The following is a 16,297-nucleotide window of genomic DNA, read 5'->3' as shown; positions in this document are numbered from 1 at the left end:
TTAACTATACCACGAAACAGGCGAATGCACCCTATTAATTTTCGTTAATGCCGGGCAGAATGAGCTGCATTTCTTTGATTAGATCCGGGGTAAGCCTGGACCGTACGCCGTCTGCCAACCCTTCCGCCGACCAGCCTCCCCGTTCATCCCTTACAGCATCCGGAACAAAATCAAATGTCTTTTGGCCATCGCTCAGCTTCACATAAGCTTGCAGTTCCAGCGCCTTATCCAGCATCTCCCGTTTGGTGGATGAGTGGTACCCGCGAAGCCCGTTGAGCCATAAGGAAGGAACCTCCTCCAGGGAAGGATAGATCTCATCCAGGCTTGGCAATCCGGGTTCCATTTCGTAATAAGGAACGGAAGTTTTGCCATATACAATCCCTCGCGGCCTCAGGTCCGCGGCAGCATTGGGGGCTTCTGCAGATTCCTCAATGCTATCATCCAGCCTTGGATATCCCGGAATCTGCTCCCCCGAAACAGGAGCATCCACCCGCTTCCGCGGATGATATCCTGCCTTGTCCAGTATTGCATACAGTTCTCCCAACTTGTCCTTTTGGACGATATAGTCCTGCTTTCCTATAGACGAAATAAGGTACGCTTTCGCTCCTGGATGGACTGCCAGTTCCGCCGCCGTCTGTTCATCCCGGCAGCGCAGAAGAACCACATCAGCGAAGCTGACGCGCCCGTACTGCTGACCCCACTCGTTTAGAGCGGATGAAATATTGCCGGGGATTCCATACTTGGCCCATTTTTCCAGGCTGCTTATCAACTCAGTGAGGGTTCGGCCATGTTCCAATCCGCGGAACACACTTTCCCGCGACAACCGGTACACCATGACCTGATCGAATTTAGCCGGATCGCAGAAACATTCCAATTCCCAGCGTACGGCAAAGGATACCGTCGGCGGAACGATGACTTCAAAATCCGGCTGGACAAAAATTTGAGCCGTTTGTATAAGTTCCGGCATTGCATCCGCATCCTGTATTGCTGCTTCCCTCAGGACCTGAAAAGACCAGCGGAACATCAAACCTTGATCCGGATGCTCGCCCAGATCCGCCCAGCCTAGTTCCGCAAGAGGTTTCAGCCAGCCGGCTGCCCATTCCTCTTCCGCACGTCCTATCGAATCCTGATCCAATACCCCGAGCCGATCAAGCGCTTTGATAATAGGCCTGACCGCATACCACTCCCCCGCGGTCAGCCTTTCCAAAGCAGCACCGGCAAGCTGTTTCCAAACTTCCGCAGGACGATATACATCTGCAAACCCCCTATAAAGGGAAGCTTGTAAGTGCGGTACTGCCCGTTTCACCCAAGCAGCTATTCTGTCCGGCACTAAGGCAATGCGATCCTGTTCATGTACCAAGAGACCTAATCTAAGCGCTCTATCCAGAACAACAGCAAAGTGAGGCGGATATGCATCCTGATGCGCGTATTGGAAGGACAGGCCGCTGACGATATGCGGATCGATACGGATCTGTTCCTCCGCCTTTTGAAGCAGCCTTTTATGGATCGTCCCTTTCTGTGTTAACGGCAGCCCATGATTCGCGGTAAACGTTAATAGCTGGAACACTTCTTGCGCTAACCCCCGGCCGGCTTCACGAATGATGAGGACCTCCGTATCCGGCACGCCGCTTTTATGAGCGGGAACCATATCAGGCAAGGCAGCATGCAGCCAAAGGGAAAACGTATCCGAAGAAAAGGTATACACATGCTCTCCCCATGTTTTCCGAAAAGTAAAAAGTAACCCTTTTCGCCTGAATTGAATCAAAGCTGTTTTCAACGCAGCCGGGGAGAGCGGCACATTGCGCTCCCTACCTGCAGCCGCAACGGTTTTCAGTTTTTGCTCCAGAAGCTGCCATTCAAAAGGGGCCGAACCGGCAGCAAGCATAATAAAAGCCAGAGCTGAACGCTCCCGATCCGACAAGCTGCGGTAAGACTTGTAAATCCATTCCTGGTCCGACAGTGTTTCCGCTAATCGTGACCCATCACTTGATTCCCCTGCCCCCGTTACTGCAGCCAAATGGTTTTTCAGCTCCGCCGGAAGGCGGTTAATTAGCTGCGCGCTGTCCATGCTTTTCATCCTCCGTTCCTATGAAAGCTGCTGCCTCTGTTATGGCATAGCGGTACCCTTTTTCCACCAAAAATAACTGCCGGTTTAACGCAAACTCCTGTTCTTTCGTATCTTTTGACACTAATGTGTAGAAATAGGCTGTATTCTCACCGCTTTTAGGCCGGAGCACCCGTCCAAGACGCTGGGCTTCTTCCTGCCTGGAGCCGAAGCTTCCCGAGATTTGAATCGCGACGCTGGCATCCGGCAAGTCCACGGCAAAATTAGCTACTTTTGAAACGACGAGAACAGGAAGCTCTCCACTTTTGAAACGCGCATAAAGTTCATCCCGGTCTGAATGGGGCATTTCGCCGCTGATTAAGGGAATGCCGAGCGCAGACGCAACCATGTTCAGCTGATCCAGGTACTGGCCGATAATTAAGATCTGTCTCCCTTTATGTAATTGCAGCAAATAAGCGACGATATCCAGTTTCAATGGATTCTCCCCGGCGATACGGTGCTTTTGCTTAGCATCCGCTGCAGCATACTGCTGCCTGACCGCCTCGTTGAGCGGAACCCTGACTTCACTGCAGTAAACTTTGGCAATCCACCCTTTATGCTCAAGCTCCTTCCAAGGCATATCGTAGCGCTTGGGGCCGACCAGCGAGAATACGTCCTCTTCACGCCCGTCCTCCCTGATCAATGTAGCCGTCAACCCTAACCGCCGGGTCGCCTGAATATCGGCCGTAACGCGGAACACAGGCGCAGGAAGCAGATGTACCTCATCATAAACAATCAAGCCCCAGTCTCTTTCGTTAAACAGCTTCATATGCAGAAACTCCTCGTCCTTGCCTTTGCGGTGCGTGAGAATCTGATAGGTAGCGATTGTAACGGGACGCACTTCCTTCCTGTCACCGCTGTATTCTCCGATCTGCTCCTCTTTCATATCGGTTTTTTGAAGGATTTCTTCTTTCCACTGCCGGACCGATGTTACATTGCTGGTCAGGATTAAAGTCGCGCAATGCAGCTTTGCCATGGCAGCGATGCCAATCACCGTCTTCCCGGCTCCGCAAGGCAGGACCAGAACACCACTGCCGCTCATGATCCTGTTGTTTTCCACATAGAAGGCGTCCACCGCCTCCTGCTGATAGTCACGAAGGCAAAAGGGCTTCCCTGCCGCATCCTCAGCACGAAGCGTAAAATCCAAACCTTCCCCGTCATGGTAACCAGCCAGATCCAGCACAGGATAACCGATTCGGATCAGTTCCTGCTTGATTAACCCCCGATGAACCGGCGACACTTCCAGTGCGCCTTCCGAAGAAACGCCGACATAACCTTTAAGCGAAGGATGGGACCCGATCTCCTGCAACACTCCCCGATCATCCGACTTGAGCCTAAGCTTTATTCCGTCCGATTCCAGTCGCAACAGCCCAAAGCGGCCGATAAACCGGATAATATCATTTTTCACCTGTACAGGGACTTCAAATTTACTGAATTGCTGCAAAAAAGTAAGAACCTCTTCTTTGGTTATCCCTGCTGCAGCCGCATTCCATAAGGAAAGGGAAGAAATACGGTAAGTGTGGATATGTTCCGGCGTTTTGATTAAATCGGCAAACCTGCCCAGCCCTGCGGCGGCTTCTTCGGCGCGCGGATTGCCTGTTTCCAACAGTATCGTAAAATCACTTTGAATAATAAGCGGGAGCTCCGGCCTGTAATGATGCATGGTTAACCTCCAGTCTGTCAGTAAGCATATGATGTTAGTATGAAGGCATGCTCCACAAAATAAACCTGTTCGGGAAAGCAAAAGAAAAAGCGGCTTCTCCTGAGGGGAGAACCGCCTTTCTTTTGCAAAATATTACCAAACATAGGATTCGTGCAGGCCGCATTCCTGCAAATAGGCAAGCGGATTTTCCTGTAAGGCTGAAGCATCTCCGTCGAGGCATGCAGCACATACGTCACGGAATCCTTCCGGTTGCTGATGCAGCTCCATGCCGCAAGCGCTGCAAATCTCTTGATTATCCAACATCGGCCACATCGCTCCTTCCTTCACCAAATTTCCGCTTTAGGATGCGCTGTTATACTTTATCCTATTACTAAGACCTGGATTTTCTATAGCCTGCCGCCGCGGCTTCTTTCTCGCTGCAGAACGTTTCCTCCGCTTTTGTTTGCTCGTAATACCGTCCCCCGGACACATGATATATTTTTTGCCCTTTAGAGTTGATGTTGCCTTTTACAACAGGGCCATTGCATCGAACCGATACTTCGGATTCTGTGTTGGCCGATGACGGCTCCGTTGTTCGTTCCGGCCGGCTGCTTGATGCACCGGTATTATCACCGCTTTCTTGCCCTGACGTTCCCCAAAGCCCGGTACCGGCTTCCCTGGCCTCCCTTTCCAGTTTCACAAACCGTTTGGCATACATCACATTAGGAGGAACTGTCATTGTATTCGCATAACCTTTACGAAGCAGTTCCTCATTGAACATTTCCGATTCGCCTGCGATGAACACATACCTCAGCCAACGGCCGTAGCGGTCCGTGTTTCCGGTATCCTGAAACAGATACACCTTCCTGCCGGTCAGCCTGGTTTTGCTATACTCGCTTGCTTCCTTGGCGAAAAATTCCACAGGCGAGTTCGGCTTTACTGTCTCCGGCGTATTTACGCCGATCAGCCTTACTTTATTTCCGCTGCCGGTTTCTAGCGTATCCCCGTCCACCATTCTCTTTACCGTCTCCAGCGTGTATCGGTGACCCTCTAAATTCGGATAACGGCTTATGATATCAGCGATTTCTTGATTATTATTCTTATTCCCTGCCGTCGTACTGCACCCGGTAATCAACAATAACAGCGCCAATAGTCCTGCCGCTATGTATCTTTTCATCGTTTCTCCCCCCGTCAAATCCTTCCCCATTATACCTTCTTTCACGTAAAAAAACCTGCCCTCCCGGAACTCGGAGAAGCAGGCATGCAAATAAAAATGTTTATTTGGAGTAAGACTTGTCTTTCTCGGAAATTTGGCTGAGCGCCTCGCCCGCTTCGTCCTCGAATTTGGTGCGGACTGCCAAATCACCTATTGCAACGACTCCAACCAGCTCGCCATTTTCAACTACAGGCAGCCTGCGGATTTTCTCATTTGCCATGATTTTAGCCGCTTCATCCACAGTCATCTCCGGGCTGACGGTCCTGACATCTTTGCTGATGACATGTTCCACGGCTGTGGAGCCGGAATGTTTATCTGCATAGCCGCGGATTACCAAATCCCTGTCCGTCACTACGCCAATCAGCCTGCGTCCTTCAAGGACCGGAATAAACCCGATATCATGCTGTTTCATTTTTAAAGCAATTTCAAAGATGTTATCTTGCAAAGTTACTGTTACGATGTCGGTTGACATTACTTCTTTTAGTGTTTTGGCCATTATAGTGAGCCTCCTTTTCGAGCATAGGTTCACCCGAATTCAACGAAGACATTCACCGTCAAGCTTTACCAATTGTTTTCAATCCGTCCAGAGCCATGCCGGTAAGAAGTTCCGCAGCTTGCAGTATGGACGTCTCCGCGATATCGAATTGAGGATGATGGTGAGGAGCCGTTATTCCGTTCTCCGCATCTCCAGCTCCTACAATCATGAAACACCCCGGTACTTTTTGCAGATAATAGGCAAAATCTTCACCGGCCATCAGCCATTCCATCTCTTGCACATACGCTTCCCCAAACAGCAGATCCGCCACTCTTCTGAATCTGGACGCTTCGTTGGGATCGTTCACAACCGGAGGGTACCCGAGAACATACTTCACATCCGATGAGGCGCCAAAACTTGTGCACGTGTGATGGACCAAAAACTCCAAACGTTCTTTCGCCTCGATCCTGGTGGATTCGTCGAATGTCCTGACTGTACCTTTCAATGTGCACGTTTCGGCGATAATGTTGAACGTTGTTCCCCCGTGAAAGGAGCCTACAGTCACAACCGCCGGTTTCAACGGGTTCAACCCTCTGCTGACAATCGTCTGAAGGTTAACAACAAGCTGTGAGCTTACCATGACTGCGTCCACCGTTTGATGAGGAAGTCCACCGTGGCCTCCTTTTCCCTTAATGGTTATGGTGAACTCGTCAGCCGCAGCCATCATTGGCCCCGGCGTACAGTAAACGTGGCCCGCAGGCAGCGGCGTCCAGAGATGTACCCCGTAGACGGCATCAACGTCATCAAGCACACCGTCTTCTATCATGGCGGCAGCTCCGCCAGGCGTTTGTTCCTCTGCATGCTGAAACATAAATTTGATGCTGCCTTCCAAATGCTCTCTATTTCCGCTAAGCACTTTAGCTGCAAGCAGGAGTGCCGAGGTATGTGCGTCATGGCCGCAGGCATGCATTACGCCGGGCACTGTGGAGGCATAGTCGCATGACTTGGCATCCTGTATCGGCAGGGCATCCATATCGGCACGAAGCGCTATCGTCGGGCCCGGCAAAGCTCCTTTGAGCAAGCCGGTTACGCCGCCGCCGCCTATTTGGACTGTTACTTCCAGCCCCCAGGAACGCAGCTTTTCCGCAACGAAATTCGCCGTCTTCGTTTCCTGGTATGATAATTCCGGATGGCGATGGAGATGTCTTCGCCACTGAACCGCTTCGGTAAATCCAGCCTTGAGCATGTCCCTGTACTTCATGCAAAACTCCCTCCCTGATTCCCCCGTGTGTCTTGTAATGAATTCCTTTCATTTTATCAGAACTGCCTTTGCTTTCACAGCCGAACATTTTCCGTCCTGCAGGCTTGTCCCGAGTGTTCTGATGCTTGCACAAGGTAAGGAAACATACTATCATGGAAGAGAATGTCCAAACGTTCGTTATTATCGCCGTACTTGATTATGTATCTACTCAGGGAGGAACTAAAACATGATTATTGAAAACTCTGGCCTTAACGGCTTGACAAGCGATCTGGCCCATCTTGACGAATCTGCGGCAAGCCTCGGTTTTGTCCGCTGGCAGTGGGAATACTACCGTGCTACATACGATCTAAAAATTGTCGACAACACGAACGAATACTTCTGCAGAATCAACACCCGTGCAATTGAAGGGAAGCTGGAAAGCGCGGACGCGATTTTAAAGATCGAAGCGGTTTATCTTGGAAGAGCCACCTTCCCGCACGGCATGGAATATGAATCCCCGGTTCCGCCAAAGGTGCTTGCAGCTGCTGAAGGTAAACTGGCAGAGCTAAAAGCTGCCTTGGCCTAACAGGCCGGAACCTTCCCATGCAACAGCGCCGGAAAGGTACGCCGGACTTTCTGCTGCTGATCCTGACCTTGCTGCTTGTCGGCTTCGGCTTGGTCATGGTTTTCAGCGCCAGCTCGGCCATCGCGTTAACTCACCCTAAACTCCATGACGCCCTGTACTATACGAAACGGCAGGCTATGTGGATCGGCTTGGGCACCGTGGTCATGCTGTTTGTTATGAATATTCCATACAGCCGCTTTAAAGTTCTGTTTTTTCCGATGTTTCTTCTTTCTGTGTTGTTACTTGTGCTGGTTGCGATTCCATCCATCGGCGAGGTAAGAAACGGCGCCCGCAGTTGGTTCGGTATCGGTTCCTTGGGCATACAGCCTTCCGAGTTGGCGAAAGTCGCTATCATTCTATATCTCGGTGCACTAATTGCCAAGAAGAAAGAAAAGATTCGCGAATTTAAACGGGGATTGTTTCCTATCTTGGTGATCGTCGGCCTGATCGCTTTTCTGATTATGCTGCAGCCTGATTTGGGCTCCTGCCTGATCCTGCTTGCTGCCGCAGGCGTCATGGTATTGGCCGGCGGAGCCAATTTAAAGCATCTCCTGATTATCATAGGTTTGATCACGGGGTTCGTTACTTTAGTGCTTGCAATCATCTATCTTACCGATCCGTCTGCACTGGTTGACAATTACCGCTTTCAAAGGTTAACGTCTTTCCTCGACCCTTTAGCTTATCAGCTGGAAGACGGATACCAGCTTGTCAATGCACTCAGGGCATTCGGGCATGGGGGCTTTTTTGGAGCCGGCTTCGGTCACGGCATCCAGAAACTGCATTACCTTCCAGAGCCGCATAATGACTTTATCTTCGCTACGATCGGTGAAGAGTTCGGCTTTATGGGATCTGCAATCTTTCTTTTCCTTTATCTTATTTTTATTTGGAGAGGAATCATCATTTCCCTCCGCTGCCCGGATGTATATGGAAGCCTGATCGGTGTGGGTATCATGAGCCTGATCGGCATTCAGGCCATCGTAAACATTGGAGGCGTTACCGGCACCATGCCGATTACAGGTGTAACTCTTCCGTTCATCTCATACGGCGGCTCCTCACTGCTCATTACAATGTTCAGTATGGGAATAGTGCTAAGCGTCTCACGCGATGCCGTTGCCCCTCCTGCAGCTGCCCGGTCAGAGGGCAACCGCAGAATCACATCATCTTAATTACAAGCAAACAAAGAAAAAGCTGCCGATACCGGCAGCTTCTTCCATTTCCTGTTATTTCACCCGATTGGTGTCTTCCACGGTCTCGTCCTCTTTAAAAGCCACACCTTCGACTTTCACATTGACTTCTACTACTAGCAGACCGGTCATATTCTCTACAGCTTCTTTTACATTTTCTTGAAGATCTCTGCAAACTTCTTGGATTCTGGAGCCATAGTGGACAATCACTCTCAGATCGATCGCCGCTTCCAGCTGCCCGACTTCCACGGTAACTCCGCGTTGTGCGTTCTTTCCGCTAAGGCGCTTGGCCAAACCTTCGGAAATTCCTCCCGACATGGCGGCAACACCTGGAGTTTCGAGAGCAGCCAATCCTGCAATGGTTGCTACAACATCATCGGAAATCCGGACCAAACCTGTTTCATTGACCTCTGACATCCTTCATCACTCCTCTACGTGTACCCTCTAATTCCCATTGTAATCTGAAAACGGGGCCAAATCAATATGCCCGTCTAAGAGCATAATCCGGTTTATTTTTGTTCCCCGGCGGTTACACAAATCCCCAATATGTTTATATTAGAATAGACTATCGGGTGTAAGGCACCCTGTTGGATGAGGTGAATGTATTGTCGTTAAAGAAACTGTTTTTCCCAGGGCTGATTGCAACCTTTGCGCTGAGTGCAATTGCCCACTTTTTAACAATGAACTCCACATTGCAATTCGTTCTTGCAGCGCTCGCCATTCTGTTTGCAGCAGGCTTTCTCGGTAAAGCGACGGAAAGTGTGGCACACTATGCCGGTGACCGGATCGGCGGCTTTCTGAACGCAACATTCGGCAATGCGGCTGAGCTGATTATTGCGATTTTCCTGGTCAAAGAAGGCTTATTCGATATGGTTAAGGCTAGTTTGACCGGTTCCATTATCGGAAATCTGCTGCTGGTTCTTGGACTAAGCGTGCTTATGGGCGGACTGAAATTCAAGGAGCAGAAATTCAACAGTTTATTAGCTTCGCACAACGCGTCACTGATGATACTCGGTGTAATTTCGCTGTTTATTCCCGCCATGTTCCTGACCAGTTTTGGTGAAGGGACTCACAGGATGAACACGCTGAGCCTTATTGTTTCAGCTTTGCTTATTGCCGCTTATTTATTATGGCTTCTGTTCTCGATGGTTACGCACAAAAAAGAACTGGCCGATCATGTGGAAACGCAGCCTGACCACGGAGAACAACCTGCTTGGTCCGCTAAATTGTCAGTGCTCTTTCTTGTCATAGCGACTGTTATGGTTGCTTTCATCTCGGAGTGGATGGTCGGAACACTGGAAAGCTTCTCCCATCAATTCGGACTCTCCGAATTGTTTGTCGGGGCGTTCCTTGTAGCGATTGTCGGCAATGCCGCCGAACACAGTGCCGCCGTTATGCTCGCCATGAAGAATAAAATTGGCGCAGCCGTAGAAATTGCCATCGGCAGCTCCCTTCAGATTGCCCTCTTTGTCGGCCCTGTGCTTGTGTTTGTCAGCTCATTTACAGGAAATACAATGGATCTTGTATTTATGCCTGTAGAGCTTGTAGCGATTGCTGTAGCCGTATTTATTGCCAAATCGATCTCCCAGGACGGCTCAACCAACTGGTTCGAGGGCGCCCTGTTGCTTATTGTGTACGTTATTTTAGGTGTAGCTTTTTATCTAATTTAATCAATAAAAAAGCTAGCTTACATAAGGTCAAAAATTATCCTTTTCATAAATTTAAACAAAGACCCCCCCAGGCAAAGCCTGGGGGGGTCTTCGTTTAAATGGATCTTGCCTTGCTCTCCAAAGCCTCATATAACTGCGCTAAATTGCGCTCTAATTTACTAACGATCATCTTGCCTGCAGCTTCTTCAACCAAGCCGATCCTCACGGCGAAATCCACTTCACGCGAAAAGCCGTACATCTGCGTATCCAGCACTTCCTCATACAAAGGACATTGCCTTGTAGTGAGGTTCTGCATCTGGACTTCAATCAGCTTCTCTATTTTATTCGCATCTTCCGTCAGAAGATGATAAGCTTTATCACTCAACTGCGGATTCCAATCCGACGAAGACATATGACTTCCCCCCTGCACGCCTAAACCAGCATCTATATGGTTCTATATTAGACGAAAACAGGGGATAGCACAAGGACAAAACGGATCACTCGGACAAATCACCGCAGAAATGAAGAAAGACCGCCAAATAGGCGGTCCTCCTCCTGTTTCAGGTGAATTATTCACCGACAATAGTCACATTCAAGTTATGCTTAGCAAAAGCTTCCGCCATTGCCTTACGGGCTTCGGCTTCATCCGGGCCGTGAACATGCAGCTCATAGGTATGGTTGCCCACTAAAGTCGTGTACAGGCCAAGCAGACTTTTCACATCAATATACTTATTCTCATATTGAAGAACGATAGATGATGTGAATTTGCTTGCTGTTTGTGAAAGTTCCACGATTGCCGCGTTTGAAGACATAGAAATCCCTCCGTCAACATGTATTCGGTTCCAAACCTTTTACTTTCTTATGATACCTTGATTTCCCACTTTTGCGCAAGGGAGAAAAAGCATGTTTTATTTCAGGTTCTCCGGGTTCAACGGTTCTAATTCCGGGATGACGAAACGGCCGTCTTTACGGATCAGCACATCGTCAAAATAGATCTCTCCCCCGCCGTATTCAGGACGCTGGATCAGCACCAGATCCCAATGTACCGCAGAACGGTTTCCGTTATCGGTTTCCTCGTACGCCTGTCCGGGTGTAAAGTGAAGGCTTCCCGCAATTTTCTCATCGAATAGAATATCGTTCATCGGCTTCATAATGTATGGATTGAACCCGATTGCGAACTCTCCGATATAACGGGCGCCTTCATCCATATCCAGGATTTCGTTAATACGCTTCGTATCATTGCTCGTTGCTTCTACAATTTTTCCGTTTTCAAAGCGGAATTTGATATTTTCAAACGTCACTCCGTTATAAACGGAAGGCGAGTTATAAGCGATAGTTCCGTTTACGGAATCGCGCACTGGAGCACTAAACACTTCCCCATCAGGTATGTTACGCTGTCCGGAGCATTTTTCAGCGCCGATGTTCTTGATGGAAAAGGTCAAGTCGGTGCCAGGGGAAACAATTCTGACTTTGTCCGTACGTCTCATTAAATCCGCAAGCGGGTCTTGAGCAAGGTCCATTTTACCATAATCCAAATTACATACATCGAAATAGAAGTCCTCAAACGCCTCTGTACTCATGTTTGCCAGCTGCGCCATCGAATTGTTCGGGAACCGCAGCACAACCCATTTCGTATGCTTTACTCGCTGTTCACTATGTACCGGTTTTCTGTAAAGTGATTCGTATAGGTTCATTTGCTTCTCTGGTACATCGGACATGTCGTTCACGTTATCGTAGGCCCGGATCCCGATATAGCCCTGCATATTCTTCATGCGGTTCAAATCGTGTTCCGACCATTGTTCAATTAATGACTGAGAAGCGCCTTTTAGCATTATGCGCTGTACGGAACGGTCGATTACCTCTACAAACGGATTGCCGCCTTTGGCGTATACTTCCTCCACCAAACTTTTCACCAATTCCCGGTCCTGTCCGTACATTTCGATCAGAACATTCTCTCCGGGCTGTACATCAATGGAATAACCGACCAAGTTTTTGGCCAGCTGTTTTATTCTTGGGTCTCTCATTCTAGAATTGTCCTCCTTCAAGTGGCTTCCCGACTTTAGCCGGAATCTTTCAGTATCCTATTGTACCATGTACATGGCCCTAAGGGGAGTCCAGCCGTCTAAAACGACGGGTCGAAGTTACTAAACTCATATCGTGACATGTTCTCTTCTGTTTGCTTTGCGCCACGGTCAGTGTACGACAATTCATCTTGGATCAAAAATTCGCGCGGAAGATGGTTTCTCCGGTCCAATACCAGCGTGTAATGGCTTTGCACCTGCAGCGTTTTCAGCATCTCCGTGAACTTGGTTTTTTCCATGGTATAGGCAGCCCGAACCTTTTGCAGCAGCTGTTTTTTTTCGCGTGAAGAGAGCTTGCTTTCGTTGATCTCCGTTTCCCGCTTAGCCAGATCATAGGCCGTAAATTGCCGCTTTAGTTCCGATTGGATTCGCTGCTTTACCTCACCTTGTTCCGGTATTATATTTAGTACTGTCACCTTGGCATTAGACTGCCGGCGGTCTATGGTCACTTGTTTTCTGGTCTGATTTAAGTGCTCCATGACGGCAAGCGGATTCCATTGCTCCGGAAGGCCGGCGGCCTGCTTATCGCTTGCAGCTACCCACCTGTTGTCTTTATTCTTTTTATACAAAACGGGAGTTGGGCTAAACATCCCGATTCCCTTGCCCTTTTGGCCAGCGCCGGGATCCGCTGATTTCACGTAGAGCTTAGTGTGCCCCTCCAGCCTGCCTTCATAGACTGGCGTGCTTGATAGAAGGACACCGGAATGCATGACACTGGACTGTCCTACAAAGGTGAACCGGTCTTTGCCGGATAAACCGGTAATGGAAAGCTCCAGCAATTTATCAGGATTTTCCGATTGGATCGTACATGATGTAATCGTCGTTGTTACCCCGAACACAAGCACGAGACGCGTTAACCGTCCGCACCATGACATATGCTCCAGTTTCATAAGGTACACACTCCTTCTCTTCCATTACTGTTTGAAGAAGGAGTTGATCTTATTCGTATCATCACAGCAAAAACCCCCGTCACAGGACGGGGGTTCTTGCTCTCCAAAACGGATTAGTTCCGGATACGGATCTGATTCTTTCCTTGATGTTTCGCTTCGTATAAAGCCATATCAGCCTTATAGAACAGGGCTTCTACGCTAATCTTATCGTCTTCCCAGCTCCATTCGGAAATGCCGCATGAGACGGTCACTCTCGGTTTCGTCTCCCGAGCTACTCTAGAGCGGATCCTTTCGGCTATCCGGATCGTCTGTTCAATGGTGACCTGCGGAAGGTAAACTGCCAGCTCTTCTCCGCCCCAACGGGCCGCAATGTCCGTATCCCGGATACTGGTCTTGATAATGGCTGCCACCTGAATCAGAATTTCATCCCCAACCTGATGGCCGAACGTATCATTCACACGTTTGAAGAAATCGATATCCACCAGAATAAGAGAGCCGCAGAAATCCTGCTTCTGCTGAAGGTTTACCTGCTCGTCCAAATAATGGCGTGCATATAAGCCGGTTAAATTATCAGTGATGACCCGGCGGCGAACCTCCGCATGCAGCGAGGCATTGGTCATCGCAAGTCCGATATGGCCGGAGAGCACCTGAAGTAATTTATAATTCTCGTATGAGAAAAAATTCGCCAGACGGTGGGTTACCAGGATGGTTCCGATGACCTCATCGTTAACAATGATCGGTGCGCCGATCAGAGACCTGGAAGACGTAATTTCCATTAGCTGAGATGTCATCCGGTCCGAATGGTACATATAATCGGAAACGATCACCGGTTCTTTAGTGGCGAACACAATGCCCGAGTATCCGTAGTCTTTAGAAAAAAGCGCGTTATTCATCGTATGAAGATTGCTCGCTTGAACTACCAGTTTATCCGTCTGCTTGTCCAGCTGCAGGATACAACAGAATTCCGCCCCGAAAATTTCAATGAGTTCATTGGTAGCAAACTCGAAGATATCATTCAGCTTCAAACTTTGATTCAGCCTTTTCGTAATTTCATTAATAAGGCGCAGTTCGCTGATCAGCAAGTTGGACTGCTCATAAAGTTTAGCGTTCTCAAAAGCATTGCCTGCTGTAGAAGCAAGCAGCGAAATGAAATGTAAATGGCTTGAAGTCACACCATCTTCATGGCAGGTAAGCTGAAGCACGCCATATACGCCCTGTTTGCCGATCAGAGGAGCCGCTACAGTACAATAAGCTCCCAAAGGGGTCTCCACAGTTTCACGGATCAGCTGCCCTTCCATAAATGCGCGTGTGCGGATATCCATCTCAGCATTAAAAACAAGAGGCTGAACTTTAGGCTGATTGCTCCCGTTATCCTGAGATAAATATAAATCCGCTTTTGCCTCGGGGAATACTTTCTCACAAATCGCGATCAGCTCGGATAACACGGACTCGACGTCAATCTTCGTGTGCATTTTCTGGGCTGTCCGAAACAGCTCCTCCCTTAAGTCCGATTCCCGTTGAGACTGTTCTTTTTCCGCAGAGAGAATCTGATTTTTACAGCGTTCACACGAAAGCGCTGCTGCTGTTTCTATAGCTTCGCCGCAGCACTGAAGCCATAAAAGCTGGCCGGCTGCTGCCTCATCCAAACCGGCGAATCCGAGGCTCCATGTTTCCATTCCATCGAACAACTTAACCGGTACGGCAAGGGTGACTATCCCTGCAAGTTCCCCGTCAGTATGCTCCTTAGCAGTGCAGACCGCTCCTCTGCGCGTAGTTAAACATTGTGATACCGCATTATGACCAAGTCCCTTCCAGTCCGTTCCCGTTAAAGTCAGCCTTTCTAGTTCGCTGTGACTCCCGTGCTCCCAACGCGCATTCACCAGTCCATCCTTATCAGTCAGAAAAAGAATCCCCGGATAAGATCCCGGCAGAAGAGCCGATCTTATTGCCCAAGCTGAAAAAGCCTCCACTGCTGCCTCCTCACGTGAAGCAGAAACAGTTACGATCGAAGAAAGCGTCAAAGAAGCCGCATCTGCAGCTGCATTATTGCCAACCATGCTGACTGATGTACGATCCGGGATACGGGAACGGGTATCTTCCTGCAACTCTGGGAGATTTTCTTTCATCTGAAACTCCTCTGCATCCGATCAATTATGAAATCATTAGGCACCATGTGCATATCCGTCAAAACATCCAATAATTTCTATTATATAATCCTATCATACTATTTTTCATATCGTCTTGCACTAATTATATCGCCGTTCAGCTAAAATAACTAGTTCTTTAAGATTAGTTCTTTAGACTTATATTTAAACACTTTTAGTTTCTTTCACACGTTTTCATATTGGACTTGACACAGTACCCTTTTTTCTTATAAAATTTGTAGATGATTAGCGTATCGGGAGCCTAATGTGTGAACCCTCACAATCTTTGTTGCTGACAGGACTGCGGCTGAACATGCTTGTCAGGTTCGATTACGGACATAAACAAAGCTTGGCACGGGAACCCCATTACACTAGCACCAATCCACAATCACAAAGGAGTCAACTATACATGTCTCGTTATACCGGTCCTAAGTTTAAATTAAGCCGTCGCCTTGGAATTTCCCTGAGCGGCACTGGCAAAGAATTGAAGCGTCCTTTCCCTCCGGGCCAGCACGGTCCTGGACAACGCAAGAAAGTAAGCGGCTACGGCCTGCAGTTGGCTGAGAAGCAGAAGCTTCGCCACATGTACGGTTTGAATGAGAAACAATTCCGCAATCTGTATGACAGAGCTACTAAGATGAAAGGTATCGCCGGTGAAAACTTCATGACGCTTCTTGAAAGTCGTCTGGACAACCTGGTATACCGTCTTGGTTTCGCTAACTCCCGTGCAGGAGCGCGCCAATTGGTTTCCCACGGACACGTAACTGTAAACGGCAAGAAAGTAGATATCGCTTCTTACCTGGTATCCACTGGAGATGTTATCTCCCTTCGTGAAAGAAGCAAAGCTCTTTCTTCCGTGAAAGAAGCATTGGCTAACCGTAACTTCCTTCCTCAATACCTTGAATTCAACGAAGGTTCGTTCGAAGGTAAATTCATCCGTTTGCCAGAGCGTGCTGAGCTTCCTCAAGAAATTGACGAGAAGCAAATCGTCGAGTTCTACAGCCGTTAATCTTAATTATGAAGAATCCCTCCGGTCTCCGGAGGGAT

16 protein-coding genes are annotated in these 16,297 nt (G+C 48.8%); 4 read left to right on the top strand and 12 right to left on the bottom strand.

Translation table 11 applies throughout. The annotated features are described in order from the left end of the window. Positions 1 to 34 precede the first annotated feature (34 nt). The 6 genes from ACFSUF_RS10765 to ACFSUF_RS10740 all read right to left on the bottom strand — a co-directional run bounded on the left by ACFSUF_RS10765 (position 35) and on the right by ACFSUF_RS10740 (position 6,698). Positions 35 to 2,068: a helicase-associated domain-containing protein gene (locus ACFSUF_RS10765; protein ID WP_377602755.1), complete on the bottom strand. Its 2,034-nt coding sequence runs from the start codon at positions 2,066 to 2,068 to the stop codon at positions 35 to 37. Beyond that, positions 2,046 to 3,767 (bottom strand): DNA repair helicase XPB, encoded by a 1,722-nt coding sequence (locus ACFSUF_RS10760; RefSeq protein ID WP_377602753.1) that lies wholly within the window; start codon positions 3,765 to 3,767, stop codon positions 2,046 to 2,048. Before ACFSUF_RS10760 ends, ACFSUF_RS10765 begins: the two co-directional genes overlap by 23 nt. A 132-nt stretch (positions 3,768 to 3,899) precedes the next feature. Next, the gene (locus ACFSUF_RS10755; protein WP_377602751.1) at positions 3,900 to 4,070 is read right to left on the bottom strand and encodes a hypothetical protein; all 171 of its coding nucleotides are present in this window, start codon (positions 4,068 to 4,070) and stop codon (positions 3,900 to 3,902) included. 67 nt (positions 4,071 to 4,137) lie between these two features. Next, positions 4,138 to 4,923: a thermonuclease family protein gene (locus ACFSUF_RS10750; protein WP_377602750.1), complete on the bottom strand. Its 786-nt coding sequence runs from the start codon at positions 4,921 to 4,923 to the stop codon at positions 4,138 to 4,140. Between the two features lie 100 nt (positions 4,924 to 5,023). Then, entirely contained in the window at positions 5,024 to 5,458 is a 435-nt protein-coding gene (locus ACFSUF_RS10745; RefSeq protein WP_377602749.1) for a CBS domain-containing protein, read from the bottom strand. 58 nt (positions 5,459 to 5,516) lie between these two features. Then, positions 5,517 to 6,698, bottom strand: a complete 1,182-nt coding sequence (locus ACFSUF_RS10740; protein WP_377602747.1) for a M20 metallopeptidase family protein — start codon at positions 6,696 to 6,698, stop codon at positions 5,517 to 5,519. A 226-nt stretch (positions 6,699 to 6,924) separates the two neighbouring features. Here ACFSUF_RS10740 and ACFSUF_RS10735 point away from each other — a divergent pair, with 226 nt between their 5' ends. Next, entirely contained in the window at positions 6,925 to 7,263 is a 339-nt protein-coding gene (locus tag ACFSUF_RS10735) for a YugN family protein (protein ID WP_377602746.1), read from the top strand. Positions 7,264 to 7,280: 17 nt separating this feature from the next. Then, entirely contained in the window at positions 7,281 to 8,468 is a 1,188-nt protein-coding gene (gene ftsW, locus ACFSUF_RS10730) for a putative lipid II flippase FtsW (RefSeq protein ID WP_377602745.1), read from the top strand. Between the two features lie 54 nt (positions 8,469 to 8,522). Here ftsW and ACFSUF_RS10725 read toward each other — a convergent pair whose 3' ends face one another. Continuing rightward, the gene (locus ACFSUF_RS10725; protein WP_377602743.1) at positions 8,523 to 8,903 is read right to left on the bottom strand and encodes an Asp23/Gls24 family envelope stress response protein; all 381 of its coding nucleotides are present in this window, start codon (positions 8,901 to 8,903) and stop codon (positions 8,523 to 8,525) included. 188 nt (positions 8,904 to 9,091) lie between these two features. Between ACFSUF_RS10725 and cax the strand changes: the two genes are divergently transcribed. Continuing rightward, positions 9,092 to 10,156, top strand: a complete 1,065-nt coding sequence (gene cax / locus ACFSUF_RS10720; RefSeq protein WP_377602741.1) for a calcium/proton exchanger — start codon at positions 9,092 to 9,094, stop codon at positions 10,154 to 10,156. A gap of 94 nt (positions 10,157 to 10,250) precedes the next feature. On the opposite strand, the gene ACFSUF_RS10715 is transcribed toward cax, so the two are convergent. From ACFSUF_RS10715 to ACFSUF_RS10695, 5 genes are all read right to left on the bottom strand, one after another. Continuing rightward, a complete protein-coding gene (locus ACFSUF_RS10715; protein WP_377602739.1) occupies positions 10,251 to 10,547 on the bottom strand; it encodes a DUF1507 family protein in 297 nt (98 codons plus the stop codon). Positions 10,548 to 10,704: 157 nt separating this feature from the next. Next, on the bottom strand, positions 10,705 to 10,947 hold the full coding sequence (locus tag ACFSUF_RS10710) for an HPr family phosphocarrier protein (RefSeq protein ID WP_377602737.1): 243 nt from the start codon (positions 10,945 to 10,947) through the stop codon (positions 10,705 to 10,707). A gap of 96 nt (positions 10,948 to 11,043) precedes the next feature. Next, positions 11,044 to 12,159, bottom strand: a complete 1,116-nt coding sequence (locus ACFSUF_RS10705) for an aminopeptidase (protein WP_377602735.1) — start codon at positions 12,157 to 12,159, stop codon at positions 11,044 to 11,046. A 98-nt stretch (positions 12,160 to 12,257) separates the two neighbouring features. Next, positions 12,258 to 13,106, bottom strand: a complete 849-nt coding sequence (locus tag ACFSUF_RS10700) for a hypothetical protein (RefSeq protein WP_377602734.1) — start codon at positions 13,104 to 13,106, stop codon at positions 12,258 to 12,260. Positions 13,107 to 13,219: 113 nt separating this feature from the next. After that, positions 13,220 to 15,232, bottom strand: coding sequence for a sensor domain-containing diguanylate cyclase (locus ACFSUF_RS10695; RefSeq protein WP_377602733.1), 2,013 nt, complete (start codon positions 15,230 to 15,232; stop codon positions 13,220 to 13,222). A gap of 427 nt (positions 15,233 to 15,659) precedes the next feature. Between ACFSUF_RS10695 and rpsD the strand changes: the two genes are divergently transcribed. Further along, positions 15,660 to 16,259, top strand: coding sequence for a 30S ribosomal protein S4 (gene rpsD, locus ACFSUF_RS10690; RefSeq protein ID WP_377602731.1), 600 nt, complete (start codon positions 15,660 to 15,662; stop codon positions 16,257 to 16,259). The last annotated feature ends 38 nt before the right edge of the window (positions 16,260 to 16,297 follow it).

Source organism: Paenibacillus gansuensis (assembly GCF_042684925.1).
Taxonomy (GTDB): Bacteria; Bacillota; Bacilli; order Paenibacillales; family DY6; genus Paenibacillus_N; species Paenibacillus_N gansuensis.
Note: the sequence above shows the minus strand (reverse complement) of the source record. Positions and strands in the feature narration are given on the sequence as shown.

Coding starts and splice junctions, on each gene's coding strand:
- ACFSUF_RS10765 (WP_377602755.1), bottom strand. CDS start 2,068: ATGGACAGCGCGCAGCTAATTAACCGCCTTCCGGCGGAGCTGAAAAAC.
- ACFSUF_RS10760 (WP_377602753.1), bottom strand. CDS start 3,767: ATGCATCATTACAGGCCGGAGCTCCCGCTTATTATTCAAAGTGATTTT.
- ACFSUF_RS10755 (WP_377602751.1), bottom strand. CDS start 4,070: ATGTTGGATAATCAAGAGATTTGCAGCGCTTGCGGCATGGAGCTGCAT.
- ACFSUF_RS10750 (WP_377602750.1), bottom strand. CDS start 4,923: ATGAAAAGATACATAGCGGCAGGACTATTGGCGCTGTTATTGTTGATT.
- ACFSUF_RS10745 (WP_377602749.1), bottom strand. CDS start 5,458: ATGGCCAAAACACTAAAAGAAGTAATGTCAACCGACATCGTAACAGTA.
- ACFSUF_RS10740 (WP_377602747.1), bottom strand. CDS start 6,698: ATGAAGTACAGGGACATGCTCAAGGCTGGATTTACCGAAGCGGTTCAG.
- ACFSUF_RS10735 (WP_377602746.1), top strand. CDS start 6,925: ATGATTATTGAAAACTCTGGCCTTAACGGCTTGACAAGCGATCTGGCC.
- ftsW (WP_377602745.1), top strand. CDS start 7,281: ATGCAACAGCGCCGGAAAGGTACGCCGGACTTTCTGCTGCTGATCCTG.
- ACFSUF_RS10725 (WP_377602743.1), bottom strand. CDS start 8,903: ATGTCAGAGGTCAATGAAACAGGTTTGGTCCGGATTTCCGATGATGTT.
- ACFSUF_RS10715 (WP_377602739.1), bottom strand. CDS start 10,547: ATGTCTTCGTCGGATTGGAATCCGCAGTTGAGTGATAAAGCTTATCAT.
- ACFSUF_RS10710 (WP_377602737.1), bottom strand. CDS start 10,947: ATGTCTTCAAACGCGGCAATCGTGGAACTTTCACAAACAGCAAGCAAA.
- ACFSUF_RS10705 (WP_377602735.1), bottom strand. CDS start 12,159: ATGAGAGACCCAAGAATAAAACAGCTGGCCAAAAACTTGGTCGGTTAT.
- ACFSUF_RS10700 (WP_377602734.1), bottom strand. CDS start 13,106: ATGAAACTGGAGCATATGTCATGGTGCGGACGGTTAACGCGTCTCGTG.
- ACFSUF_RS10695 (WP_377602733.1), bottom strand. CDS start 15,232: ATGAAAGAAAATCTCCCAGAGTTGCAGGAAGATACCCGTTCCCGTATC.
- rpsD (WP_377602731.1), top strand. CDS start 15,660: ATGTCTCGTTATACCGGTCCTAAGTTTAAATTAAGCCGTCGCCTTGGA.